This window comes from Streptomyces sp. NPDC043952 (assembly GCF_056435325.1).
This window is the reverse complement of sequence record NZ_JBWKES010000005.1, coordinates 286,687-311,708: the sequence shown is the minus strand read 5'-3', so window position 1 is coordinate 311,708 and position 25,022 is coordinate 286,687. Positions and strand designations below refer to the sequence as shown.

The 25,022-nt window shown below is 73.9% G+C and carries 21 protein-coding genes; 3 read left to right on the top strand and 18 right to left on the bottom strand.

Annotation, left to right across the window (positions count from 1 at the left end; all coding sequences use genetic code 11):
- Positions 1 to 7 precede the first annotated feature (7 nt).
- Entirely contained in the window at positions 8 to 1,240 is a 1,233-nt protein-coding gene (locus AC069R_RS08575) for an acyltransferase family protein (protein WP_478765654.1), read from the top strand.
- Here AC069R_RS08575 and AC069R_RS08570 read toward each other — a convergent pair.
- From AC069R_RS08570 to AC069R_RS08540, 7 genes are all read right to left on the bottom strand, one after another.
- Entirely contained in the window at positions 1,201 to 2,436 is a 1,236-nt protein-coding gene (locus tag AC069R_RS08570) for a cytochrome P450 family protein (protein WP_478765653.1), read from the bottom strand. The two genes, AC069R_RS08575 and AC069R_RS08570, sit on opposite strands and share 40 nt — an antisense overlap.
- Positions 2,433 to 3,698 carry a cytochrome P450 family protein gene (locus AC069R_RS08565; protein ID WP_478765651.1) on the bottom strand — a complete coding sequence of 422 codons (1,266 nt, stop codon included), beginning with the start codon at positions 3,696 to 3,698 and terminating at the stop codon, positions 2,433 to 2,435. Before AC069R_RS08565 ends, AC069R_RS08570 begins: the two co-directional genes overlap by 4 nt.
- Positions 3,695 to 4,360: a GTP-binding protein gene (locus tag AC069R_RS08560; RefSeq protein WP_478765649.1), complete on the bottom strand. Its 666-nt coding sequence runs from the start codon at positions 4,358 to 4,360 to the stop codon at positions 3,695 to 3,697. The genes AC069R_RS08565 and AC069R_RS08560 overlap by 4 nt, the downstream gene beginning before the upstream one ends.
- Positions 4,335 to 4,694: a DUF742 domain-containing protein gene (locus tag AC069R_RS08555; protein WP_478765648.1), complete on the bottom strand. Its 360-nt coding sequence runs from the start codon at positions 4,692 to 4,694 to the stop codon at positions 4,335 to 4,337. Before AC069R_RS08555 ends, AC069R_RS08560 begins: the two co-directional genes overlap by 26 nt.
- On the bottom strand, positions 4,691 to 5,113 hold the full coding sequence (locus tag AC069R_RS08550) for a roadblock/LC7 domain-containing protein (RefSeq protein ID WP_478765646.1): 423 nt from the start codon (positions 5,111 to 5,113) through the stop codon (positions 4,691 to 4,693). Before AC069R_RS08550 ends, AC069R_RS08555 begins: the two co-directional genes overlap by 4 nt.
- Positions 5,110 to 6,651 carry an ATP-binding protein gene (locus AC069R_RS08545; RefSeq protein WP_478765644.1) on the bottom strand — a complete coding sequence of 514 codons (1,542 nt, stop codon included), beginning with the start codon at positions 6,649 to 6,651 and terminating at the stop codon, positions 5,110 to 5,112. Before AC069R_RS08545 ends, AC069R_RS08550 begins: the two co-directional genes overlap by 4 nt.
- A 633-nt stretch (positions 6,652 to 7,284) precedes the next feature.
- A complete protein-coding gene (locus tag AC069R_RS08540) occupies positions 7,285 to 8,214 on the bottom strand; it encodes a ketopantoate reductase family protein (RefSeq protein WP_478765643.1) in 930 nt (309 codons plus the stop codon).
- A gap of 386 nt (positions 8,215 to 8,600) precedes the next feature.
- Here AC069R_RS08540 and AC069R_RS08535 point away from each other — a divergent pair, with 386 nt between their 5' ends.
- Complete coding sequence (locus tag AC069R_RS08535) at positions 8,601 to 9,284, top strand: transglycosylase SLT domain-containing protein (protein ID WP_478765641.1); 684 nt, start codon at positions 8,601 to 8,603, stop codon at positions 9,282 to 9,284.
- Between the two features lie 110 nt (positions 9,285 to 9,394).
- Here the strand turns inward: AC069R_RS08535 and AC069R_RS08530 are convergent, their stop codons facing one another.
- The 8 genes from AC069R_RS08530 to AC069R_RS08495 all read right to left on the bottom strand — a co-directional run bounded on the left by AC069R_RS08530 (position 9,395) and on the right by AC069R_RS08495 (position 20,826).
- Entirely contained in the window at positions 9,395 to 11,287 is a 1,893-nt protein-coding gene (locus tag AC069R_RS08530; RefSeq protein ID WP_478765724.1) for an SWIM zinc finger family protein, read from the bottom strand.
- An 821-nt stretch (positions 11,288 to 12,108) separates the two neighbouring features.
- On the bottom strand, positions 12,109 to 14,961 hold the full coding sequence (locus AC069R_RS08525) for a DEAD/DEAH box helicase (RefSeq protein WP_478765639.1): 2,853 nt from the start codon (positions 14,959 to 14,961) through the stop codon (positions 12,109 to 12,111).
- Positions 14,962 to 15,092: 131 nt separating this feature from the next.
- Positions 15,093 to 15,674 (bottom strand): sugar kinase, encoded by a 582-nt coding sequence (locus AC069R_RS08520; protein ID WP_478765637.1) that lies wholly within the window; start codon positions 15,672 to 15,674, stop codon positions 15,093 to 15,095.
- Entirely contained in the window at positions 15,671 to 16,816 is a 1,146-nt protein-coding gene (locus AC069R_RS08515; RefSeq protein ID WP_085567314.1) for an ROK family glucokinase, read from the bottom strand. The genes AC069R_RS08520 and AC069R_RS08515 overlap by 4 nt, the downstream gene beginning before the upstream one ends.
- A gap of 107 nt (positions 16,817 to 16,923) precedes the next feature.
- Positions 16,924 to 17,802, bottom strand: a complete 879-nt coding sequence (locus AC069R_RS08510; protein WP_478765722.1) for an ATP-binding cassette domain-containing protein — start codon at positions 17,800 to 17,802, stop codon at positions 16,924 to 16,926.
- Positions 17,769 to 18,818 (bottom strand): ABC transporter permease, encoded by a 1,050-nt coding sequence (locus AC069R_RS08505; RefSeq protein WP_478765635.1) that lies wholly within the window; start codon positions 18,816 to 18,818, stop codon positions 17,769 to 17,771. The genes AC069R_RS08510 and AC069R_RS08505 overlap by 34 nt, the downstream gene beginning before the upstream one ends.
- Positions 18,815 to 19,819 (bottom strand): sugar ABC transporter substrate-binding protein, encoded by a 1,005-nt coding sequence (locus AC069R_RS08500; protein WP_397983273.1) that lies wholly within the window; start codon positions 19,817 to 19,819, stop codon positions 18,815 to 18,817. Before AC069R_RS08500 ends, AC069R_RS08505 begins: the two co-directional genes overlap by 4 nt.
- A 257-nt stretch (positions 19,820 to 20,076) precedes the next feature.
- On the bottom strand, positions 20,077 to 20,826 hold the full coding sequence (locus AC069R_RS08495; RefSeq protein ID WP_478765720.1) for a GntR family transcriptional regulator: 750 nt from the start codon (positions 20,824 to 20,826) through the stop codon (positions 20,077 to 20,079).
- A 117-nt stretch (positions 20,827 to 20,943) separates the two neighbouring features.
- Between AC069R_RS08495 and AC069R_RS08490 the strand changes: the two genes are divergently transcribed.
- The gene (locus AC069R_RS08490; RefSeq protein ID WP_478765633.1) at positions 20,944 to 21,963 is read left to right on the top strand and encodes a Gfo/Idh/MocA family protein; all 1,020 of its coding nucleotides are present in this window, start codon (positions 20,944 to 20,946) and stop codon (positions 21,961 to 21,963) included.
- A 162-nt stretch (positions 21,964 to 22,125) separates the two neighbouring features.
- On the opposite strand, the gene AC069R_RS08485 is transcribed toward AC069R_RS08490, so the two are convergent.
- From AC069R_RS08485 to AC069R_RS08475, 3 genes are all read right to left on the bottom strand, one after another.
- On the bottom strand, positions 22,126 to 23,325 hold the full coding sequence (locus tag AC069R_RS08485; protein WP_478765631.1) for a cytochrome P450 family protein: 1,200 nt from the start codon (positions 23,323 to 23,325) through the stop codon (positions 22,126 to 22,128).
- A 228-nt stretch (positions 23,326 to 23,553) separates the two neighbouring features.
- A complete protein-coding gene (locus AC069R_RS08480) occupies positions 23,554 to 23,958 on the bottom strand; it encodes a ribonuclease (RefSeq protein WP_478765630.1) in 405 nt (134 codons plus the stop codon).
- Positions 23,959 to 24,183: 225 nt separating this feature from the next.
- Positions 24,184 to 24,996, bottom strand: a complete 813-nt coding sequence (locus AC069R_RS08475; protein WP_397983277.1) for an AIM24 family protein — start codon at positions 24,994 to 24,996, stop codon at positions 24,184 to 24,186.
- Positions 24,997 to 25,022 lie beyond the last annotated feature (26 nt).

Here is a 25,022-nt window from a genome sequence, read left to right as displayed (position 1 = left end):
CTTCACCATGTCCGTCACCGCTGTCCCCGTCCCGCTCCCGCCGCCGGCCGCCCGAAGCACCCGCGGCACAGGCACGGCGGGCGGTGGCCGGCTCGCCGCCGTGGACGCCCTGCGCCTGCTCGCGGCGGCCGGTGTGGCCGCCTACCACTACCTCGGCACCCCCACCCCGCACTTCTGGGGCACCTACGACCTGACCCGGACCGCCCCCGTGCTGCACGCCCTGAGCCGGTACGGCTGGCTCGGTGTGGAGGCGTTCTTCCTGATCAGCGGGTTCGCCATCTGCATGAGCTGCTGGGGGCGCACCCCCACGCAGTTCGCGGTCTCCCGGATCGCCCGCCTCTTCCCGCTCTACTGGACGGTCGTCGTCGCCATCGTCGTCGTCGCCTGGATCGCCCGGCTCGCCGGACAGCGGCCCGGAGCACCCACCGACCTGCGCACCACCCTCGGCAACCTGACCATGCTGCCCGGACCGCTCGGGCTGCGCACCACCGACGGGGTCGCCTGGACGCTGTGGGTCGAGGCCCGGTTCTACCTGCTGATGGCCGTGCTCCTGCTGATCGGCCTCACCTACCGCCGCACCATCGCCTTCTGCCTGCTGTGGCTGACCCTCGCCGCCATCGGCCGCGAACTGCACTCCGCCGTGCTGAACGAGTTCCTGCTCACCCAGTACGCCGGGCTGTTCGTCGCGGGCATGGCCCTCTACCTGATGCACCGCTTCGGCCCGAACCTGCTGCTGTGGCTGCTCACCGGATTCGCCTGGTGCTACACGCTGACGCTGCTGGGCGACCGGGTCGCCGCGCACGCCGCCCCCGCGGCCCGCGGCGGGACGCCCGGCTGGGGCGTGTGCGCCGCCATCCTCACGGTCTTCCTGCTGTTGCTCGCCCTGTCCGGACCCGGTCCCCTCGGCCGGCTGCGCTGGCGCGCGCTGGTCTACGCGGGCGCCCTGACCTACCCCTTCTACCTGGTCCACCAGAGCCTGGGCATACCGGTCGTGCGCGGGCTGCTCAAGGCGGTGCCCGCGCTCGGCCTGGTCCCCGCCATAGCCCTCGGGCTGTGCTTCTCGCTCGCCCTGTCGGCCGCGCTCAACCACCTGGTGGACCGCAGACTCGGCGCCTGGCTGCGCCGCCACCTCACGGCCGACTTCGACGCCACGCACGATCCGGTGGGGCGCCCCGCTCCCCCACCGGACCCGGCGGTGCGTCAGCCGTCCAGTCGTACCGGAACCGTCTGCCAGCCGTAGGCGATGAAGGACGGGACCTGCTTCAGCTCGCCGGGCGTGAAGGCGGGGGCCAGGCGGGGGAAGCGGTCGAACAGGGCGGACAGGGCGGTGCGGGCCTCCATCCGGGCCAGCGGGGCGCCGATGCAGCGGTGCACCCCGATGCCGAAGGAGAGGTGGTCGTCGGCGGCGCGCGCGGCGTCGAATGCCTCGGCGGTCTCCCCGTAGTGCGCCGGGTCCGTGCCGGCCGCGCCGAAGGTGGTGAGGATCGCGTCGCCCGCGGGGATGGTGACGCCGTCCACGGTGACATCGGTGACGGCGAACCGCAGCGGGAGAGCGGCGATGGAGGGCCGCACCCGCAGCACCTCGTCGATGACCTGGTCCCAGTCGAGGGCGCCGGAGCGGACGCCGGCCAGCTGCTCGGGGTGGGTCAGCAGCTCGACCACCGCGTTGGCGATCAGGTTCACCGTCGTCTCGAAACCGGCGCCGATGACCAGCAGGAGTGTGAACAGCAGCTCCTCCTCGCTGAGCCGGTCGCCCTCCTCGTCGCGGACCCGGATCAGCTCGGTGGTCAGGTCGTCGCCCGGATGCTCGGCGCGGTAGGCGATCTGCGCGGGGATCACCGTGCCGATCTGCTGCTGCACGAAGGCCGCGTGCTCGGGGCTCTGGTCGGTGGTGTCCATGATCGCCGCGACCAGCTCGCCCACGCTCTGCCGCAGGTGGTCGGGCACCCCGAACAGCTCGCAGATGATCTGCATCGGCAGCGGCTGCGCGAACGCCTCCTTCAGATCGACGACGGCACCGCCCGCGCCCGACTCGGCCATCGTGTCGAGGAGTCCGGCGGCGACGGCGTCGACCCGGCCGCGCAGGGCCTCGGTGCGCCGGGCGGTGAAGCTGGGCGCGACCAGGCGGCGCAGCCGGGTGTGGTCGGCGCCGTAGGTGGAGAGCATGTTGACCACACCGATCCAGCCCAGCACCCAGCCCCACTCCGGGTGTTCGCCGACCTCGGGCCACAACCGCCAGTGCTTGCGCGGGTCCTTGCTGACCCGCGGGTCGAGGATCAGGGTGCGCAGCGCGTCGTACCCGGTGGGCGCCCAAGCCGGGATGCCGCCCGGCAGTTCCACGGGGACGACGGGGCCCAGGGCGCGCAGCCGGGCGCTCTCCGCGACGATGTCGGACCCGAACGGGTCGATGGGGACGCGGGTGGGCGTAGTGGTCATGCTCGGGCTCCAGTCTGGGAGGACGAGGGGTCGGCGGCGGGACGGTCGGGGGTGCGGGGGGTGAACCGGACCGGCAGGGAGACCAGGGAGCGGTGGAAGGGGCCCGGCCGCCAGGTCAGCCGGTCGCGGGGCACGGTGGGCGCCATGTCGGGCAGCCACTGGGTGAGCCGTTCGATGGCCTCCGTGGCGATCAGCAGCCCCTCGTGCTTGACCGGGCAGGTGTGCGGGCCCGCGCCGAAGGAGAGGTGGGAGGCGTCCCGCGGGTGGTGCGCACCGCCGTGCTCCTCGTCCGCGAACAGCGCGAGGGCGCCGTACGACACGACGACGGGCACCGCCGCCCGCACCCACGCGCCGTGGAAGCTGAGCGGCTTACGGGCGTACAGCACCCCGTAGTTGGTGAGCGGGGTCTCGTAGCGGAGCACTTCGAGGACCGCGTCGCGCACGGTGCGCGAACCGCTGGTGAGGGTGGAGTAGTACGCCGGGTTGCCGAGGATGCGGGAGAGCGCGTTGCTGACCAGGTTGGTGGACGGCTCGTGGCCCGCGCCGAGGGTGAGGAAGACCTGCCAGGTGACCTCCTCGGGGGTGAGGCCCAGCGGGTGGTCGAGCAGCCGGCTGGTGAGGTCGTCGCCGCGTTTCGCCGTCTTGGCGGCGATCAGGTCCATGACGTACCTGCCGTACTCGGCCTCGCCCTGGGCGGACGCCTCGCCGCCCTCCATCAGCGCGCCGAGCGCGTCGTTGAGGCGGTCGGCCTCGCCCTCGGGGTAGCCGAAGAGGCTGTTGAAGACCAGCGTCATCAGCGGGCGGGCGAAGTCGTTCACCAGGTCCGCCTCGCCGCGCGGGCCGAACCGGGAGACCAGCAGGTGCACCGCCCGCAGCACCCGTTCGCGCAGGTCGTGCGGCTCGACCAGGTCGAAGGCCTGGAGCAGGGCGGTGCGGTAGCGCACATGCTCGGCGCCGTCGGAGAAGAGGGTGTTGGGCCGCCAGCGCATCATGCCGAGGATCGGCAGGTCCTCGGGGACCGTCGCCTGCCAGGGGCGCGGATCGCGGGACCAGGTCGCGTCGTCGTGCAGCATGTCGAGCGCGGCCCGGCGGTCGGTGACCACGTACGCCGGTACACCCGGCGCGAGTTCGGCCCAGCCGACCGGGCCCTGGGCGCGCAGCGCCTCGTAGTAGCGGCGCGGGTCGACGGCGAACCCGTCCTCCCACAGCCGTACCGGGGTGGAGCGGTCGAAGGACTCCGCGGGGGCGGGGTACGCCGTCATGAGCGCACCTCCCCGGCCACCGCGCGGGCGTTCAGGTCGATCAGGTGCTCCACGAGGGCGAGCAGCGCGTCCACGGAGGAGTTGCGGTCCCGCGCGTCGCACTCCACCAGCGGGGTCTCGGGTGCCAGGTCGAGGGACTCCCGCAGCTGCTCCTCGGGGTAACGGCGGGAATCCGGGAAGGTGTTGACGGCGACCGCGTACGTCAGCCCCGACTCCTCGACCAGTCCGAGCACGTCGAAGGAGGCGTCGAGGCGGCGGCTGTCCACGAGGACGAGCGCGCCGAGCGCCCCGTAGGCGATGTCCGCCCACAGCGCGCGGAAGCGTTCCTGCCCCGGCGTGCCGAACAGGTAGAGGACGGTCTCCCCGCCGAGGGTGATCCGGCCGAAGTCGATGGCGACGGTGGTGGTCCGCTTGTCCCGTACCCCGTCGAGGTCGTCGACGGCGGTGGACGCCTGCGTGAGGTGTTCCTCGGTGTGCAGGGGGCGGATCTCGGAGACCGAGTCGATCAGGGTGGTCTTGCCGACGCCGAACGGGCCGACGACGACGATCTTCACCAACTCCCGTGCCGCAGCGGGAAGGTGGAGTTCCCCGGCCCGGACACCGGAGCCGGCGGTCCGGCTCGCGGCCGGGAGGGGTTCAGAGCTTGAGGGCGCGGAGGCCATCGGCGACTCTCTTCAGCAGATCGTGATCGGGCTGGGCGGCGGGCGGGACGGGCGGGCGGGCCGTCACCAGACCCTGGTCGATCAGGGCGGCGGCGAGGACCCGGATGGCGGAGACCGGCAGCCGCAGCAGCGCCGCCGCCTCCACGACGGTCAGGGAGCCGCCCTCCAGCGACTGGAGCAGCGCGTGCTGGGCCGCGGGCAGGTCGCCGAAGACCGGCCCGGCGGCGGAGGTGAGCACCGACAGGCGCTCCAGGCTGTTGCGGCTGGGCCGGGCCACCCCCGCGGTGGAGAGGTAGGCGGGCACCAGCGGACGGCCGGACCGGTGGCCGTTCACAGCAAAGCGCCGCCCTCGGCCGCGCGGGGTGCCGCGGCCATCGCCTTCTCGCCGAGCCGCGCCACCTGGGAGTGCACGCGGTGGCCGAGCAGGTCGAGCCGGACCTCCGGGTCGCCGTACGCGGCCACGCAGGTGCCGTGGTCGGTGGGGGCGACCAGGATGTAGCCGTGGTCGGACTCGATCACGACCTGCCGCAGCCGGGCGGCGGGCATGTCCGCGAACGCGGCGGCGGCGGTGCGGCAGGCGCCCTGCACGGTGGAGGTGATCGCGGCGACCCGCTCGGCCGACTCCTGGGTGAGCGCCTCCGAGTAGCCGGATATCAGGCCGTCCCTGGTGAGCAGGACGGCGGCCTGCACATGCGGGACTTCGAGGATCGGGTCGAGAACCCACGCTGTGTCACCGGTGTCGCGGTTGGTCATCGGGAAGCGGTCCCTTCGGGTCGAGCTGCATCACGGGCAGCGGCGGTGGCCGACTGCAGGGCGCCGAGGGCCGCGGCGGTCTCCTCGGGCGAACGGGCAGGGGCGGCGGTCCCGGCCGCGCTCGGCCGGATCATCGCCGCCTGGTCCGGCGAGACCTGACGACGACGGCGACGGGGGAGTTCGTCGGGGGCGGGGTGGTCGGGGGCGGGGTGGTCGGAGCCGGGCGCGGGGTGGTCGGAAGCGGGGGTCGCGCGGGCGGTGGCGGGATCGGTCCCGGTCCTGGTCTCGGTTCCGGCCGTGGTCCCGGTCCTGGTTTCGGTTCCGGCGGACTCGGGGCGGGACGCGCGCACCGGCTCCGGGCCGGGCGCGGGTGCCTGCGGGGCGGACGCGTGGGCGTGTTCGGGGTGCCCGGCGAGTTCGGCGAGCGGTTCCGGCCGGGGCACCTCTCCGGTGCGGGTGGAGGGCGAGGTGCTCGCGGCGGCGGGGCGCAGCGCCGGGTCGATGTGGCTCAGCAGGTGCTTGTGGACCAGCAGGACCGCCCGTACGCCCCCGTACGGGGACGGCGTGGACAGGTCCACCGAGAGGTCGAACTGCCGGGTGAGCTGGCCGATCGCCGCGAGGCCCATCCGGGGCGGGTCGCCCAGGTCGGAGAACATGATCGGGTCGGTGCCCGCGACCACCCGCTGCGCGGCGGCCCGTTCGTCGGGCGCCATGCCGACGCCCGCGTCGTCCACGGTCACGGTGACACCGTTGTGGACGTGTTCGAGGTTGACCACGACGGAGGTGTCCGGGGAGGAGTGCCGTAGCGCGTTGTCGAGGAGTTCGGCGGCGATGATCGCGACGGGCTCCACGGCGTGCGAGACCAGCGCGGTACCGGGCTCCAGGTGGTTGTGCAGCTTGACCCGCCGGTAGCCGGCCAGCCGGGCCTGTCCGCCGGTGACGGCGTCCACGAGGTGCGACTCCTCGCGGGCCAGGCCGACCCAGGCCCCGCAGACCACCGCGGCGACCTGGGCGCGGCGCAGCGACTGCTCGTTCTCGTGGTCCAGGCGGTAGAGGTCCTGCGCCAACTCCGGCTCGTCGTACCGCTGCTGGAGGCCGTGCAGGATGTCCTGGAGGCGGTAGAGGCTCGCCTGGATCTCGCGGGTGGTGCCGCGCATGCCGGCGCGTGCGGCGGCGTCCACCCGCTTGCGCTCCTGGCGGACCGCGGCGCGCAGAGCCTCCAGTACCGGCTCCATCGCCGCGCCCTCGGGGCCGAGCGGGCCGGGCACCGGTACGTGCGGGTGCGCGGTGCGGGACGCCTCGGCGGGCATGCGGCGGGTGACCAGGTGCTCCAGCTCGGTGGCGAACGCCTGCCGGATCCGTTCGGCCTCCTCGGCGCCGGCGCGGGCCAGTTGCTCGGCCTGGTGCCGCAGACCGGTCATCTCCTGCCGCAGCCGGGCGCGTTCACGCCGGGAGCGCCAGAGGCCGCTGCCCAGAGCTAGTGCCGACACCGTCCCGGCGGCCAGGCCGCCGAAGGCCAGCTCCGGTATCTCGATCATGGATGGGGACCTCGGGGATCTCGGATACGTCTGGGCGTGGGGTGGACGTGGTGGGGCGTGGGACGGGCGTCCGGGTGAGGGGCTTCCGTGGAAGTAGTTGGCAAACTACACACTGTTTGCCGCAGGTTGCACCTGGCATTTGTCTGACTTCCGCGCCCTTTTGCCCATTTGACAGTCGCTCATCGCCCGATCCGTGGCCGAAATGGACTTCGGAACGCTCGTGCACAGGAGGTCCGCGAGGAGCGGCGCAGGCTCGGTGGCCGGGGTGCGGTGAGCGGTCCGGCGCCGCTGGAGGCCGGCCGGGGGGCCGGCGGTCGGCGCCGTCCCCTTCGGCGCACGCCTTCGCCGGCACGGTGAGGGCGCACCTCGACGCGCGGGGCGACCGGGAGGCGTCCCGAGCCGCGCCGCCGCGCGCGCCGACGGCCACAGGGGGAGGGGGACCGCCGCCGGGCGTGTCGCGCCCCACCAGCCAGGCGGAGGGGGGCCGCCGCCGTGCCTGCCGCCGCCGGCCAGGCGGAGGGGGACCGCCGCCGCGCCTGCCGCCGCCGGCCAGGCGGAGGGGGACCGCCGCCGCGCCTGCCGCCGCCGGCCAGGCGGAGGGGGACCGCCGCCGCGCCTGCCGCGCCCCGCCGGTCAGGCGGAGGGGGCCGCCGTCGTGCCGTTCGACAGTTCCGTGACCAGCCGGGTGGCGAGGGGCACCTCGATGCCGTGGTGCTCGGCCGCCCGCAGTACGGCGCCTCCGATCGCGTCCAGCTCCAGCGCCCGGCCGGCCTCCGCGTCCCGCAGCATGGAGGACTTGCTTTGCGCGGGGAAGGCGTCGTAGCGCGCCAGGATCCGGGCGGCGTCGCCCGGTCCGCCGCAGGCCCGGCTCACCGCGGTGGTCTCCTCGACCAGTGCCGCCAGCTCCTTCGGGTGCTCCTCCCGGATGCCGCCGATCGGCAGCCCGTAGCGCGTGGTGAGCAGGGCGAAGGGCGCGAGGAAGGCCAGCTTCGCCCAGAGGGCGGCGTTCTCGTCCGCGACGGTGCGCGTGGTGATCCCGGCGCCGTCCAGCACGGCGGCCAGCGGCGCGAGCCGGGCCTCGTCCGCGCCGGCCACGTCGATCTCGGTGAAGGGGCTGCCGTGCTCGATGACGCCCGCGGCGGTACGGGTGGACTCGACCCGGATCACGGCCGGTACGACCCGCTGCGTGCCGTACCGCTCCCGCAGCGCGGCGACGTGCTCGACGCCGTTGAGCAGCGGCAGCACGAAGCCCCGCGTGAACCGGGCCGGGAGCCGGTCGAGGGCCGCGTCCAGCGCGGTGTGCTTGACGGTGACCAGGCACAGGTCCGCGGGTTCGCGCAGTTCGGTGTCGGCCTCCACGCGGGCGGTGAAGTCGCCGTGCTCCCCGCTGGAGACCCGGATGCCGTCCCTGGCCAGCGTCCGCGCGGTGTCCTCGCCCGCCAGGCAGATCACCCGGTGTCCGGCACGGGAGAGCAGGGCCGCGAGAAGGCCGCCGACGCCTCCGGGGCCCAGCACGGCGATGGTCCAGGGCGTTGCGGGTGCGGCGTCCGGCGCGGTGTCCATAGAAGGGGTGCCCTCTCCTTGGGTCGCGGCTGCGACGGGGGAACGTCAGGATGTCCGGCAAGATCATCAGTTTGGGCCGGGGCCCCCGTCAAGCCCCGCGATCGCCGGTGACGCCGTAGCGGAGCCCCGGATTTCACACAGCGCGTCACGACTCTCTTACGCGCCGCCCCCGGATGACAGCCCTGCGGCACCCCTCGGCACCGACACCCCTCCGCCGAATCGAGCCCGTTTCGGGCCGTTTTGGGGCCCGATCCTGTGACGCCACCCATAGGAGCCAGATCACGTCCTAGGCCGGGCCGTAGGGATGGAACGCCCTGAGCTGCACGGACGGCGCCATATCGGTATATAACGGGCATTGCTCCGAAGTGGGGTAGTACGTCACATCCTTGCCAAGCACTTCGGCCCCGGCTAACCATTGCTGTCGTTGCCGGGAAGCAACGGGCCGGACCGAGCGGATCTCCGCCGGAACCATTCGCCCGGTCCCACCCGCAGCGCGGGGCCCACCGCCCCACCGCCACCGCGGTCCTCGCGGCAGGCACGACCTTGTCCCCCAGAGGAAGAGTTCACGCATGACCATGGCCACCACCCGCACCCGCATCGCCCGCCTCGCCGTCACCGGTCTCGCCGCCACCGGAGCCGCTGCCGCGGCCCTGACCCTGGTGCCGACCAACGCGCAGGCCGCCGAGATGCCCCAGGTGCACGCCTCTGTGGTCAAGGCCTCGCACACCACCGCCGCCAAGGCGGGCTCCGGCAACAACCTGGACGGCTGGATCAAGCAGTCCCTCGCCATCATGAAGGCCAAGGGCATCCCCGGCAGCTACGACGGTCTGAAGCGCAACATCATGCGTGAGTCCGGCGGCAACCCGAACGCCCAGAACAACTGGGACATCAACGCCAAGAACGGCGTCCCCTCCAAGGGCCTGCTCCAGGTGATCTCCCCCACCTTCAACGCGTACCACGTCGCCGGTACCGCGCAGAACATCACCGACCCGGTGGCGAACATCACCGCCGCGGCCAACTACGCCGCGCACCGCTACGGTTCGATCGACAACGTCAACTCGGCGTACTGATCGCACTGGTCGCACTGATCCACGCGGTCCCCGCGCCGAAGGCCGGTGCCGGCAGCTTCCACGCTGCCGGCACCGGCCTTTTCAATTTTCTTGCGCCGCGGAACGTTCGGTCAGGTGCCGTCCAGGGCGCCGAGTCCGGTGAGCGCGCCGACCGGGTCCAGGTCGGGGGTGCCGCGGGGCCACCAGTCGTCCTCGCCGGGCTCGGACTCGTAGACGTACCACAGTCCGTCGCGGCCCAGCCGGAGCTGCACATGGCCGAGCGGATGGGTGAGCCGGTTGCGCCAGGGCCGGAAGGCGGGCAGATCGGCGGCGAGCAGCAGCGGCCGGGCCCGGTCGAAGCGGCCGGCCGGCGGGTCCCACGGCTCCTCCAGGACGGCCAGCCCCTCCGCCCCGCCCTGCCGCCAGGCGGCGACGGCCCGCGCGAGGTCGGCCGGGGTGCGGTCGGTGGCCCGCGCGAGGGTCGCGTAGAGCGCACGGGTCGTCGCGGTCAGTCCGGAGCCGGGCCGGGCCGCGGCGAGCCGTACCGCGTCCTGCCACAGCGACAGGTCGCCGACCGGGTCGCGTCCGGTGGCGAGCAGCGTGTGCGCGCGGGCGGCGGCGTCGGTCGCCAGCTGGTCCAGCGCGAACGGGTCCGGGCCGCCGGGCGCGGCGGGATACGCCGGGGGCTGCTCGGGATGCGCGGGGACCGGGGCGGGCGGGGGCAGCGGGGGGAGGTCGCGCGGGGCGAGGGCCTCGGTGGCGCGTATGCCGGGCAGGGACGCGGACGCCCTGCCCTGTCCGTCGCGGGCCGCGCGGGCGGCGCTGCGCCGGGAGAGCGCGTCGAGCAGTTCCCGCTCGCCCCGGCCGCGCAGGAGCAGCAGCACGAAGGGGTCGGCGTCGAGCAGCCGCGCCGTCTGGTAGCACAGGGCGGCGGCGTGTTTGCAGGGGTGGCCGGAGTCGGGGCAGGTGCACCGCGGGGCGAGGTCGCCGGGGCCGGGCAGCAGCGGGACCCCGCAGTCGGCGAGGGAGTGCGGCAGTTCCTTGTCGAGCAGGGCGGCGATATGGCCGGGCCGGTCGGCCGCCGCGTCCAGGAACCGCTCCCACTCGGCGTCCGCCAGCGTCCGCACCCGCACCTGGACGCGGTACGGGCGGGGCCGGCTGCCCCGTACGTAGGCGAGGACCGAGCCCGGAGTGACGGTGATCGCGTCCACGTGCCCCTGATCCGCGTACCCCCGGCCACGCGCCACCCGCTTGGCGTCCAGCGCGCCCCGCTCCAGCGCCGCCACCCACGCGTCGCCCCACCAGGTCCCGGCGAACGCCCCCTCCCCAGCCCGCTCCCCGCGGGGCCCGAACGCCGGGAACGTACGCCGGTGTTCACCGTCCCGGTGCGGCGTGGCCATGGTCGGGGGCGCATGGGGGACGACGGGCGCGGGCGCGGGTTCGGGAAGAGTGGGGGCGGCTCCGGTGGGCTCGGGTCCGGGGTGGGCGGACGCGACGCCGGTGGGCTCGGGTCCGGGACGGGCAGGCACGGCACCGGCGCGCTCCGGACCGGGGCGGCCGGACGCGGCACCGGCGCGCTCGGACCGCTCCGGCGCGGAAGCCTCCCCCGACACGGCGCCGGCGGGCTCGGAACCGGGACGGCCAGGCGCGGCACCGGCGGGCCCGGAACCGGGACGGGCAGGCGCGGCACCGACGGGCTCGGGACCGGGATGGGCAGGCGCGACGCCGACGGGCCCGGACCGCTCCGGCTCGGGAGCGTCCCCCGGCGCGGCACCGGTGGGCTCGGGACCGGGACGGCCAGGCGCGGCGCCGGTGGGCTCGGGACCGGGACGGGCAGACGCGGCACCGACGGGCCCGGACCGCTCCGGCACGGAAGCGTCCCCCGACGCGGCACCGGCGGGCCCGGACCGCTCCGGCGCGAAAGCATCCCCCGGCGCGGCGCCGGTTTCCGGGGCGGCGTCGGTCTCCAGGGCCGTGTCGGTCTCCGGCGGCATCCGGAAGGCGTTCTTGAGGAACTGCCGCATCTCACCGGCGGCCTTGAGCCGCGCGGCGCGGGAGGCGTCGGCGGTGGGCTCGGAGGAACCCCCGGAACCCCCGGCGGAGGAACCCGCGGCGGAGAGCACACCTTCGGCACGGCCCCCGGCACCGGCCCCCGACGAGCGCCCGGACGTACGCCGTCCAGCACGCTCCGCCTCCGCCTCCGCCCGCAACGCCTCACGCCGGGCGGCCCGCAGTGCTTCTCGGGCGATGTCGCCGGGGCGGGGAGCGGGGGCGGCGTCCGGGCGGGGCTCGGAGCCGGGGCCGGGGCCGGAGTCGGGGCGCGGTTCGGCGTCCGGCGTGGGTGTTCCGTCCCGTTGCTCCGCCCGCTGTTCCGCGCGCTCGGTGCCCTTGTCGGTGACGGCGGCCCGCAGGGCGGCCCTCGCGGCATCGGCGGGCCTCGGGGCGCGCTCGTCGGTACGACCGTCAAGGCGCCCGGCGGTTCCTCGGGCTTCGGAGTCGTCGGGGACTACGGCACTTTCGCGGCCGTCGGTGCCGTCGAGCCCCGGCGTATCCGGGCGCTCCACCTCGTCGCCGCGGCCCGCCTCCGCACCGAGGTCCGTCCCCGCAGCGCGACCCTCGCCGCCGCTTCCGGCAACCGGCCCGGCTTGAGCGGACCGCTCCCCCGGCCCGTCACCGCCCGGTGTCCCCGATGCCGGTGCCGCGCAAGGCCGTTCACCAGCACCTCGCTCCCCGCCGGCCGGCACCTCCGAGGGCGTCCCCGGCTCCGGCAGGGACCGCGCCCGGCGCCGCGCCGCCCGCAGGGCCTCGCGGGCGAGGTCGGCCGGGTGGGCGCCGTCGGCGGGGGTCATGGGGTGCTCCGCAGGGAGACGAGGTCGGTCAGTTCGCGGTCGGTCAGCTCGGTGAGGGCGGCCTCGCCGGAGCCGAGGATCGCGTCGGCCAGCGCCCGTTTCGCGGCGAGCATCTCGGCGATCCGGTCCTCGACGGTGCCCTCGGTGACCAGGCGGTGGACCTGGACGGGCTGGGTCTGGCCGATGCGGTAGGCGCGGTCGGTGGCCTGTTCCTCGACGGCCGGGTTCCACCAGCGGTCGAAGTGCACGACATGCCCGGCGCGGGTGAGGTTGAGGCCGGTGCCCGCGGCCTTCAGGGAGAGGACCAGCACCGGCGTCTCACCGTCCTGGAAACGGTCGACCATGCGCTCGCGCTCCGGCACCGGGGTGCCGCCGTGCAGCAGGTCCACGGGGACCGCGCGGGCGGACAGGTGGGCGGTGATCAGCCGGGCCATGCCGACGTACTGGGTGAAGACCAGCACCGAGCCGTCCTCGGCGAGGACCGTGTCCAACAGCTCGTCCAGCAGGGCGAGTTTGCCCGAGCGGTGGACCAGCCGGTCAGCGGACGCGTCGTCCTTCAGATACAGCGCCGGATGGTCGCAGATCTGCTTCAGCGCGCCGAGCAGCTTCAGGACCAGGCCCCTGCGGGCGATGCCCTCGGCGGTCTCGATGGCCAGCATCGACTCGCGCACCACCGCCTCGTACAGCGCGGCCTGTTCGCGGGTGAGCGGCACCGGGTGGTCGGTCTCGGTCTTCGGCGGCAGCTCCGGGACGATGCCGGGGTCGGACTTCCTGCGCCGCAGCAGGAAGGGCCGGACCAGGCGGGCGAGCCGGTCCACGGCCTCCTGGTCCTCGCCGTTCTCCACCGCGCGGGCGTGCCGGGCGCGGAAGGACTTCAGCGGGCCGAGGAGTCCGGGGGTGGTCCAGTCGAGCAGGGCCCACAGCTCGGAGAGGTTGTTCTCCACCGGGGTGCCGGTGAGCGCCACGCGCGCGGGGGCCTTGATGGTGCGCAGCGCCTTGGCTGTGGCCGAGTAGGGGTTCTTCACATGCTGGGCCTCGTCGGCGACGACCATTCCCCAGGTGTGTTCGGCGAGTTGGGGCGCGGCGGAGCGCATGGTGCCGTACGTGGTCAGGACGAAGCCGCCGCCGGGGCCGGCCAGGGTGCGCTCGGTGCCGTGGAAGCGGCGGACGGGGACGCCGGGGGCGAACCGGTTGATCTCCCGCTGCCAGTTGCCCAGCAGGGAGGCGGGGCAGACCACGAGGGTGGGTTCCTCGCGCGCCCGCTTCAGGTGCAGGGCGATGAGGGTGACGGTCTTGCCGAGGCCCATGTCGTCGGCGAGGCAGCCGCCGAGGCCGAGGGAGGTCATCAGGTCGAGCCAGGCGAGGCCGCGCAGCTGGTAGTCGCGCAGGGTGGCGGCGAGCCCGGCGGGCGGCTCGGCGGGGCGCAGGCCCGCGGTGAGCCGGTCACGGAGGGCGGCGAGGGCGCCGACGGGTACGGCCTCGACCCGCTCGCCGTCGATCTCGGCGGTGCCGGTGAGCGCGACGGACAGCGCGTCGACCGGGTCGAGCAGGCCCAGTTCCCGCTTGCGTGCCTTGCGGACGAGGGCGGGGTCCACGAGGACCCAGCGGTCCCGGAGCCGTACGACGGGGCGGTGGGCCTCGGCGAGGGCGTCCATCTCGGCCTCGTCCAGCGGGTCGCCGCCGAGGGCGAGCTGCCAGCGGAAGCGCAGCAGGTCCTCGCTCTCGAAGAAGCCGGTGCCGTCGGTCGCGGAGCCGGGCGCGGGCCGTACCTCGGCGGTGGCGGTGAGGTCGCGGGCGAGGTCGCGCGGCCAGTGCACGGCGACCCCGGCGGCGGCCAGCCGGCCCGCGGCGACGCCGAGCAGGTCGCCCAGCTCCTCCTCGGACAGGGCGAGGACGTCGGGCACGTCCTGTTCGGCGAGCCGGTCCAGGGGCGGCCAGACCCGCCCGGCGCGGCGCACGGCGAGGGCCGCGTCGACGCGCGCGCGGGGGCCGAAGGCGGTGTCGGCCTCGCCCGCCCACAGGGCCGCCGCGTCGGTCACCAGGGTGGGGTCGGCGAGGCTGTGGACCTGCACGATCGCCGCCCCGGCGGCGCGGGCGCCCGCGCTCGCGCCGGAGTCGAAGGCGTCGTACGCGGACAGGTCCAGGCGCAGCGAGATGCGCACGCCCGCGTCCATGCCCGCGGCGACCTCGGCCGCCCACGCGTGCGCCCCCGGCAGGGACTGGGGCTCGCGCGCGGCGAAGGGGCGGCCCAGGGCGTGGGCGGCGGCGGGGGTGCGGGGCAGGGTGTCGGCGATCGCGTCCAGGAAGGAGCGGACCAGCGCCTCCGGCTCGGGCAGCCGCAGCGGGCCGGGGTCCGGCAGCGGCACGGCGTGTCCCTCCGGGGGGAGGGCGGCGGCGATCGCGCGCAGGTGGGCGATGTCGTCGGGCTCCAGCGGGCCGGCCCGCCAGGCGTCCAGGCCGCTCGGGGTGAGGCCGGGCAGCAGCCGCCCGCGGGCGACGAGCCGCAGGGCGTGCAGCGCGGCGGCGCCCCAGCAGGCCGTGGCCGGGTGTGCGGCGGGGTCCCGGCGGGCGCGGACCAGCAGGGGCAGGGCCTCGGCGAGCGGCAGGCCCAGCGCGGGTACCCGCCGGCGGCGTACTGCGGCGCCGTGCCGGCGTACGACCGTCAGCTCCTCGGGGTCGGCGGCCGCGGGGGGCAGGGGCTCGCCCGCGGGGTCCCAGAAGGCCACGCGGCCCTCGCGCGGCAGCGGCGCGGGCAGATAGAGGGCGGCCAGGCGCACCGGCACCGGGTCCCCGCCGGCCCTCGCGCCGCAACCCGCCGCCCGCTCTGCCGTCACCACCACACCGCTCATGCCTTCTGCCACCTCCCGCCCGCACATCGGACCAGTCGTCTCCGACTCTACGGGCGGGGTCTGACAACCGGCCCCGACAGCGGGCGGGGCCGGGTCACGACGGCTCGCAGGGGCAGCCCCGCTACCGTCCGCTACGGCACCGTCCTCGACACCACGTACACCATCGGGAAGTCCGGGTCGGCCAGGTTCACGACCACGTCCTGGGTGGGGGCCGGGTTCTTCTGGGTGTGGGTGAGGCCGTACCAGGAGCCGGGGCCGCCGAAGGTCCAGCCGCTGACCTTGCGGTCGCGGGCGCTCACCGCGATGTCGCCCTTCTTCAGCTCGTCGCGGCGGGCGCCCATGGACTGGAGGAAGGTGTCCAGGCCGGCCGGGTTGGTGCGGAACTGCACGTACAGGCGGCTGGTCTTCCAGTTGTTGGTCTCGTACGAGGCGATGTGGTCGGCCGGGCGCGGGACGTTCACCTGGTAGAGGCGGCGCTGCACCTTCGACGGCCAGCCCGGAGTGAGGCCGGTCGCGGAGTACTTGGCCTCCTTGTCCTTGCCGCTGTTGCGGCTCTGGTTCGCCGAGATCACCAGATAACCGGCCGGCACGCCGATGAGCAGCACGATGATCAGCAGGGTGAGCGCCCGGCGCCGGGCCTTGTGCCGGGGGTCCTCGGGGGGCCGCCGCGCCGGCTCCGGCGGGGCGGCCTGGCGGGGCAGGGAGGTGGTCATGCGGTGTCCCGTTCGCGGCGGGCCTGGGCGTACCGCTCGTAGCGCTCGTACCGCTCGACCCGGCGGCGCTTGGCGCGCCGGAACCGGCGGGCGACCAGGCGGGCCAGGTCGGCCGCGCCCACCATGCCGGCCTCGGGGCCGAGCTGGGCGCGGGTGATACGGGCCTCGGGGCGGTAGCCGCGGCCGGTGAGATGGCGCTTGAAGGCGTCCCTGGCGGGGCCGATGAGCAGATCGTCGGCGGCCGAGACGCCGCCGCCGATGACGAAGCAGGAGGGGTCGAGGGCGGCGGCCAGGTTGGCGATGCCGACGCCGAGCCACTGTCCGATGTCCTGGAGCAGTTCCACGCACATCGCGTCGCCCTCGCGGGCCAGCTCGGTGATCATCGGCCCGGTGATGTCGCCGATGTTGCCCTTGACGTGCTCGATGATCCCGTAGGCGACCGGCGAGTCGGCCTGGGCCAGCTCGCGGGCCTCGCGGACCAGGGCGTTGCCGGAGCTGTACTGCTCCCAGCAGCCGCGGTTGCCGCACGGGCAGCGGTGGCCGCCGGGCACGACCTGCATATGCCCGAACTCGCCCGCGACGCCGAACTTGCCCCGCTTGACCTGGCCGTCCTCCAGGATCGCGCCACCGATACCGGTCCCCAGTGTGATCATCACCAGGTGGTCCTCGCCGCGTCCGGCGCCGAAGCGCCACTCGGCCCAGGCGGCGGTGTTGGCGTCGTTGTCCACGAGCACCGGCACGGAGAGGCGGCCGCTGAGCCGGTCGCGCAGCGGTTCGTTGCGCCAGGACAGGTGGGGGGCGAACAGGACGCGGTTGCGGTCCGCGTCGACCCAGCCCGCGGCGCCGATGCCGACCGCGTGCACGTCGTGCCGGTCGGAGAGGTCAAGGACCAGCTCGACGATGGTGTCCTCGACGACCTTGGGGCTCTTGGACTTGTCCGGGGTCTCCGTGCGGAGCTTCTCCAGGATGTTGCCGTCGGCGTCCACGACGCCCGCCATCACCTTGGTGCCGCCGATGTCGATGCCGACGGTGGGGACACGGGGGGCCGTCAGATGGGACCGGCGCTCCCGCGTACCGACCGTGCGCAGGACGGGGGCACGGCGGGAGCCGATGGGGGCCGTGAGGTCGCGGTAGGTGCTCATCGTTGGTCGATTGTGCCTCAACGACGGTAAGCGTGTCGTACGGGGCGCAGGCCGGGGGCGGGCGATCACGGGGGTGTCCCGGTTGACCGCCGCGCCCCCGCGGGCCCTCAGTCGCGCTGGAGTTCGTGGCGCAGGACGTCCAGGTCGGAGCCGCCGGCCATCTGCGCGGTCAGCTCGTCCAGGGTGATCTCGTCCCGTGTGTGATTGCCCACCATCGCGCCGCGGCGCAGCAGCACGAACCTGTCCCCCACGAGGTACGCGTGGTGCGGGTTGTGGGTGATCAGGACGACGCCCAGGCCCTCGTCGCGGGCCGCGGCGACGTATTTGAGGACCACGCCGGACTGCTTGACGCCCAGGGCGGCGGTCGGCTCGTCCAGGACGAGGACCTTGGCGCCGAAGTGGACGGCGCGGGCGATGGCCACGCACTGGCGTTCGCCGCCGGAGAGGGTGCCGATGGGCTGGTCGACGTCGCGCAGGTCGATGCCCATGCGCAGCAGCGCCTCGCGGGTGGTGCGGCGCATCAGGGCGGTGTCGAGGCGCTTGAAGGGGCCGGTGCCCCTGCGCGGCTCGGAGCCGAGGAAGAAGTTGCGCCAGACCGGCATCAGGGGCACGACGGCCAGGTCCTGGTAGACGGTGGCGATGCCCCGGTCCAGGGCCTCGCGCGGGGAGGCGAGGCGGGTCTCCTCGCCCTCGATGCGCAGGGTGCCGGCGTCGTGCTGGTGCAGCCCGGCGATCATCTTGATCAGCGTGGACTTGCCCGCGCCGTTGTCGCCGAGGACGCAGGTGATCTCGCCCGCGTGCACCTGGAGAAAGACGCCGTCCAGGGCGCGGACGTTGCCGTAGTGCTTGCCGACGCCGGACAGCTCGACCAGGGGCGTCGCCGCGGGTGCCGCCCCGTCCGTCGTCGCGGTCGCCGTCTCGTCCGGCCGTGTCGTCGTCGGCTTCTCGTCCGTCATGTCGTCGCCTTTGCGCGCTTGCGGACCCAGGCGTTGAGCAGGGTCGCGAGGAGCAGCATCGCTCCGAGGAAGAACTTGAACCAGTCGGGGTTCCACTCGGCGAAGACGATGCCCTTGCTGGTCATGCCGAAGATCAGGGCGCCCACCGCGGAGCCGACCGCGCTGCCGTAGCCGCCGGTGATCAGGCAGCCGCCGATGACGGCCGCGATGATGTAGATCAGCTCGTTGCCGACGCCCTCGCCTGACTGCACGGCGTCGAAGGAGAACAGCAGGTGCTGGCCGGAGATCCAGGCGCCGAACGCGACGCCCATGTAGAGGCCGATCTTGGTCTTGGCCACCGGCACGCCGACCGCGCGGGCCGCGTCCTCGTTGCCGCCGACCGCGAAGATCCAGTTGCCGACGCGGGTGCGCAGCAGGATCCAGGAGCCGAGGGCGACCAGGGCGAGCCACCACAGGATGGTGATCTTGAAGTCGACGCCGCCGACGGTGACCGTGGAGGCGAAGACGGCGCGGGCGCTGGAGAAACCCTGCATGTCGGCGATGGTCTTGGTGGAGACCGTGCCGTCGATCAGTTTGGTGAAGCCGAGGTTCATGCCGCACAGCATCAGGAAGGTGCCCAGCGTGATGATGAAGCTGGGCAGTCTGGTGCGGGTGAGCATGAAGCCATTGAAGGCGCCGATGGCGAGGCTGACCAGGAGGGAGACGCCGACGCCGACCCAGGTGTTCGCCGTCATCTGGTAGCTGAACATCGAGGAGATCAGCGCCGAGGACGTCACGAGCACACCGGCCGACAGGTCGAACTCCCCGCCGATCATCAGCAGGGCGACCGGTACGGCCATGATCCCGATGGTCGAGGAGGCGTACAGGACGGTGCTGAGGCTGGGGGCGCGCAGGAAGCCGTCGGCGACGAAGGCGAAGAAGACGAAGACGGCGAGGGCGCCGACGACCGAGCCCAGTTCGGGGCGGGCGAGGAGCTTCTTCAGCGGGGAGGTCCGCAGCAGCCGCTCGTCGACCGCCGGCTCAGCGGCCTGCTGGTCCGCGGTCATCGGGTGCCCCGCTCGGTGTACGGCGCCAGCGTGGCCGCCTGGTCCTTGGTGATGATCTGCGGGCCGGTCAGCACCGGCTTGCCGCCGCCGAGGACGTCGCCGTTGTACTTGTAGGCCCACAGCAGGTCGACCGCCTCGTAGCCCTGGAGGTACGGCTGCTGGTCCACCGCGAAGCCCAGGGTGCCGTTCTTCAGCGAGGCCGCGACCTGCGCGTTCAGGTCGAAGGTGTCCACCTCGGCCTTGCTGCCCGCGTCGTTCTTGGCCTTGACGGCGGTGTCGGCGTAGGGCGCGCCGAGGGTGATGACGCTGTCCACCGACTTGTCGGCCTGGAGCTTGGCCTCGATGGCGGACTGCACGTCGGGCATGTTCGTGCCGTTGACGTAGAGCTTCTGGAGGGTGCCCTTGAAGGTCTTGGCGACGCCGTCGCAGCGCTGCTCGTGGCCCACGTTGCCCTGCTCGTGCAGCACGCACAGGGCCTTCTTCCGGCCGCGCTTGTTCAGCTCGTCGCCGACGGCCTCACCGGCGATGGTCTCGTCCTGGCCGATGTGGGTGAGCGCGCCGAACGCCTTGGACACCTCGGAGCCGGAGTTGACCGTGATCACCGGGATGCCGGCCTTCTCGGCGCGCTGGACGGCGGCCTTCATGGCGTCCGGCTTCGCCAGGGTGACGATGATGCCGTCGACCTTCTTGTCGACCGCCGCGTCCACCAGCTGGGCCTGCTGCTGGGCGTCGTCGTCGTGCGAGTACAGGAAGTTGATGTTGTCCTTGACGGCGGCCTGCTTGGCGCCGCTCTGCACGATGTCCCAGAAGGTGTCGCCGTCTCCCGAGTGCGTGATCATCGCGAAGGTCCAGCGGGGGGTGTTCACCGCCGACCTGCCCTGGGCGACGGCGGCCTTGCGGGCGTCCTCGGCCCGCTTCCCGCCGGTGCTGCTGCACCCCGCCAGGGACACCGAGAGTGCCCCTGCGAGCGCCATGACTGCCCAGGTCCGAAACCGTGCCACGAGGCCGTGCCCTTCTCGCTGTCTCCAGCTGACTCTCAGCTGTCCTTGCTCCGACGTGCCGATGGGGCGGGCGGCCTCACCGTCGGTGTGTCCCGGCGGCGACCGCACCGGCCCCAAACACTTCAGTATCGGTCACCGGGGGCGGCGGGCGGTCGGCCGGGGAGGAGATCCCGGTCACCTTGTCCGGACAATGCGACGAACGCGCGGGCGCGGCCGGGGCGGTGCGGGGGGCCGGTCAGGGGCGTGCGAGGGGCCGGTCAGGGGCGTACGAGCAGCTGGAACTCGAAGGCGTAGCGGCTCGGCCGGTAGGTGTGGTCGCCGTACTCGACCGCGCGCCCTGTGTCGTCGTAGGTGGTGCGGCACATGGTGAGCAGCGGGGCGCCCTCGGTCTCGCCGAGCCGCTCGGCCTCCGCGGCGGTGGCGCCGCGGGCGCCGATCGACTGGCGGGCGCTGTGCAGGGTGATCCCGGCGGCGCGCAGCAGCCGGTACAGGCCGGTCGCCTCCAGCTGGGCGGTGTCCAGGTCGAGCAGGCCGGTCGGCAGGTGGTTGACCAGGTAGGCGATCGGCTCGCCGTGCGCGAGCCGGAGCCGTTCCACGCGGTGGACGTCGCCGCCCTCGGCGACCCTGAGCGCGGCCGCGATCTCGGGGGAGGCCGGGACGACGGTGTTGACCAGGACCCGCGTCGTGGGGCGCTGGCCCGCCGCCTCCAGGTCGTCGTAGAGGCTGCTCAGCTCCAGCGGGCGCCTGACGCGGCTGTGCACGACCTGGGTGCCCACGCCCCGGCGGCGGACCAGCAGCCCCTTGTCGACCAGGGACTGGATCGCCTGGCGGACGGTGGGCCGGGACAGGCCGAGCCGCGCGGCCAGCTCGATCTCGTTGCCCAGCAGGCTGCCGGGCGTGAGGCTGCCGTGCTCGATGGCGGCCTGGAGCTGCTGGGACAGCTGGAAGTACAACGGCACCGGCGAACCGCGGTCCACGCGGAGTTCGAGCGCGGCGGTCGGGTCCACTTCTGGTTTCGGCACGGGCCCGAGCGTAGCCGTGCGCACAGTTGACGGGAAGTCGTGAAGTCCGGTTGTCCTGACATACGAATTGACAGGGGCCGTCCGCGCCGTCACTTTGTTTCCATGCGCATCGGGGTCATCGGTACGGGCCGCATCGGCACCCTTCACGCGAACACGCTCAGCCGCCACCGCGAGGTCGGCTCGCTGATCCTGACGGACGCCGATCCGCCGCGGGCGCAGCGCCTCGCGCACCGCCTCGGCGAGACGGCGGCGCCGGGAGTGGACGAGATCTTCCGGTGGGGCGTGGACGCGGTGGTGATCACCACGACGACCGCGGCCCACGCCGAGCTGATCGGCCGGGCGGCCCGTTCGGGCCTGCCGGTCTTCTGCGAGAAGCCGATCGCCCTGGACCTCGCGGGCACCTTCCAGGCGCTCGCCGAGGTGGCGGCGGCCGGCACCGTGCTCCAGATGGGCTTCCAGCGCCGCTTCGACACGGGGTACGCCGGGGCGCGCGAGGCGGTGCGCGCCGGGCGGCTCGGCCGGCTGCACACCGTACGGGCCCTGACCTGCGACCAGTCCCCTCCCCCGGCCGACTGGCCGGCGCTGTCCGGCGGGCTGTTCCGGGACACGCTCGTGCACGACTTCGACATGCTGCGCTGGGTGACGGGCCGCGAGGTGAGCGACGTGTACGCGGTCGGCTCGGACGCGGGCCCCGCGATGTTCCGCGAGGCGGGCGACGTCTGTACGGGCGCGGCGCTGCTCACCCTGGACGACGGCACCCTGGCCACCGCGACCGCGACCCGCACGAACGGCGCGGGCTACGACGTCCGCATGGAGCTGGCCGGGGAGCGCGACACGGTGGTGGTCGGCCTGGACGACCGTACGCCGCTCGCCTCCACCGAACCGACCGGACCGCCGCCCGCGGACAAGCCCTGGACCGGCTTCCTGGAACGCTTCGCCCCCGCGTACGAGGCCGAGTTGTGCGCCTTCGTGGACGTGCTGCGCGGCGAACGCCCCAACCCCTGCGACGGCCGGGAAGCCCTCCAGGCCCTGCGGATCGCCGAGGCGTGCGAGGTCTCGCGCCGCGAGCGGCGGGCGGTGGCGATGGCGGAGATCCCGGCGGCGCCGGAGTCCGGGGGCTGAGGCCGGGGGCGGCTGAAAGCGGGGGCGGCTGAAAGCGGAGGCGACTGAGGCCGGAGACGGCTGAGAGTGGCGACCGGGAGTGCCGGGGGGGCCGCGGTCCGGCGCTGTCCGCGGGCGGTCGTACGACGGTCACGCGCGCCGTACGACCGCCCGCCGCCCCCGCTACCAGCGCACCGGCAGCTCCCGCAGTCCGCGCATGAGCATGCCCGGCAGCCACTGGTCGTGCGGGCCGTCCAGGGCGAGGGCGGGGGCGCGCTCCAGCAGGGTGGCGAGGGCGATGCGGCCCTCCATGCGGGCCAGGGGTGCGCCCAGGCAGTAGTGGAGGCCGTGGCCGAAGGCGAGGTGGCCGCGGGTGTCGCGGCGGATGTCGAAGCGGTCGGGGGCGGGGAACCGGGCGCCGTCGCGCTGGGCGGCGGTGAGGCCGACCATCACGTGTTCGCCCTTGTCGATGCGGACGCCGCCGATCTCCAGCGGCTCGGCCGCGTACCGGAACGTGGCGTTCTCCACCGGGCCCTCCCAGCGCAGCGTCTCCTCGACCACGCCGTCGATCAGGCTCATGTCGGCGCGCAGGGCGGCGAGTTGGCCGGGGTGGGTGAGCAGGGCGAGGACGCCGTTGCCGATGAGGTTGACCGTGGTCTCATGGCCGGCGATGAGCAACAGGAAGGCCATGCCGCGCAGTTCCGTGGGCGAGAGCCGGTCGCCGTCCTCGGTGGTGGTGCGCACCAGGTCGCCGAGGAGGTCGCCGGTGACCCCGGAGCGGCGCTTGTCCTCGATCAGTTCGGTGAGGTACGCGCCGAGCCGGGTGACCGCCTCGCGCTCGGAGACCGGGTCGGTCGGGGCGACCACCTGGGTGGAGATCTTGCGGAACTCGGTGCGGTCCATCTCGGGGACGCCGAGCAGTTCGCAGATGACGGTGAGCGGCAGCGGGTAGGCGAGGGAGGCGATGAGGTCGGCGCGGCCCGCGTGACCGGGTGCGAGCATCTCGTCCAGCAGTTCATCGGTGATCCGCTGGACGCGCGGGCGCAGTTGCTCGACCCGGCGCATGGTGAAGGCGCGGGTGACGAGGCCGCGCAGCCGGGTGTGCTGGGGCGGGTCGGTGACCAGGAGATACCGGCCGACCACCGCCTGGTCGATGAAGGTCACGCCGATCTTGGTGCCGTCCTTGGCGAGCCGGGGGTCGGCGAGGGCCGCGCGCGCCTCCTCGTACCCCACCACGAGCCACGTCTCGTAGTCCTCGCCCGCCTCGGATATCCGGACCCGGTGCACCGGGCCCCGCTCGCGCAGCCGGGCGTACACCGGATGCGGATCGCGCCGGAACGCGTCCCCGAACTCCCCCAGATCCACTGTCTGCCGCCGGTCCATGACTCCCCTTCCGGACTCCCCCGAGGCCGACCGGGCGTTTCCCGGTACCCGGAGAACGCGCACGGCGCCGGCTTGGTGCCCCAGTGGAAGCGAATTCCCTTGCGGCGCGGGCGGGTTGGCCGGAAACGGTGTGCCGCGTGGCGGACATGGGCTCGCCCCGCGGCCGTCGGGTGGGGTGGGGGCCGCGGGGCGAGGTCCGGTGTGGATCAGCGGTCGGTCGGCGGTGCGTCAGCAGCCGAAGTCGATCAGGTCGAACGTCTCGTAGTGGTCGGAGGTGTAGTAGTCCTCCTGGCTGCGCTCGCCGGTGACGATGCGGCGGGCGCCGCGGGTGGAGGCGCCGGGGGTGACCACGGTGTACTCGTGATAGTAGCCGGAGGACTCGCTGGGCAGGACGCCCTCGCGGTTGGAGAAGACCGTGCCGTCCTGCGAGTAGGGGAAGGGGCCGCCCTCGGCGATCAGGTCGAGGGTGTCGTCGGCCTGCGGCGGCAGGGCGCTGTGGCAGATGCTGCCGACGGAGGCGGCGGAGACGACGGAGGCGTTCGCCGTGGTGGCGGAGACGGTGCCGCCGACGAGGAGTGCGGACAGGACTGCGGCTGCGGCGCCGAACCGAGCGGCGCGTGGGGGGAATCGCATGCCGCCATGATGACGCGCGTAGACAAGGACATGTCAACGACAACGCCGTGGAATTCCCCCGCAGGACACCCTGTTTTTCAACGAGTTCACCTTCCTCCGCAAGGCACCCACAAGACGGCCACAGGGCGGTCACCCCGGAGGCCGAGGGGGGCACACCTGGCAGGCGTGGGGGCGCCCGGCGGCGCTCACCCGGCGTGCGGCATGCGTGGGGGCGCCCGGCGGCCCTCACCCGGCGTGCGTGGAGAACAGGCCCCCCGTCGGCCCCTGTTTGTCGCCGCCCTGGGCCTTCTTCAGGGCGTTGGCGAGGCTTTCGATGGTCAGGGACTGGAGGATGACGCGGCCGTTGCCCTCCAGGGTGGCCAGGGAGAGGCCTTCGCCGCCGAAGACGGCGTTCATGATGCCCTGGCGGTTGAGGCCGCCCACCCGCTGGACGCCGTACTGGATGCCCTCCTCGAAGGCGACCACACAGCCGGTGTCCACCTCGATACGGCCGCCGAAGTCCGCCGGGTTGAGGTCGATGAAGTTGCCCGCGCCGGCGATGATCACGGTGCCGTGCCCGGTGAACTTCTCCAGGATGAAGCCCTCGCCGCCGCTCATGCCGGTGCGGCCGCCCGCGAAGGCGATGCCGAACTCCACCGAGGACTCGGCGGCCACGAAGGCGTCCTTCTCGGCGAACCAGGCGCGGTGGCCGTCGAGTTCCAGCGCGCGCATCTCACCGGGGAGCACGCCCGCGAAGCCGACCGTGCCCTGGCCGCCCTGCGCGGTGAAGTACTGGAAGGCCAGCGACTCCCCGGCCAGCATCCGCTGCCCGACCTGCATGGCGGTGCCCATGGCCTGGCGCAGCAGGCCGCCCATGCCGCCGCTCCCGCCGCCCTGCTGCCCGCCGCCCCCGGAGGGGCCGGACAGCCGGGTCTCCATGGTCACGTTCGTGGTCTTGAACAGGAACTTCCCGGCCTCGCAGTACACGGTCTGGCCGGGGTCCAGGTTGACGACCGCCATCTGCATGGCGTTGCCGACGATCTCTTGCTGAAGGGTCACATCCGGAACAACGAGAGAGGGCGGGG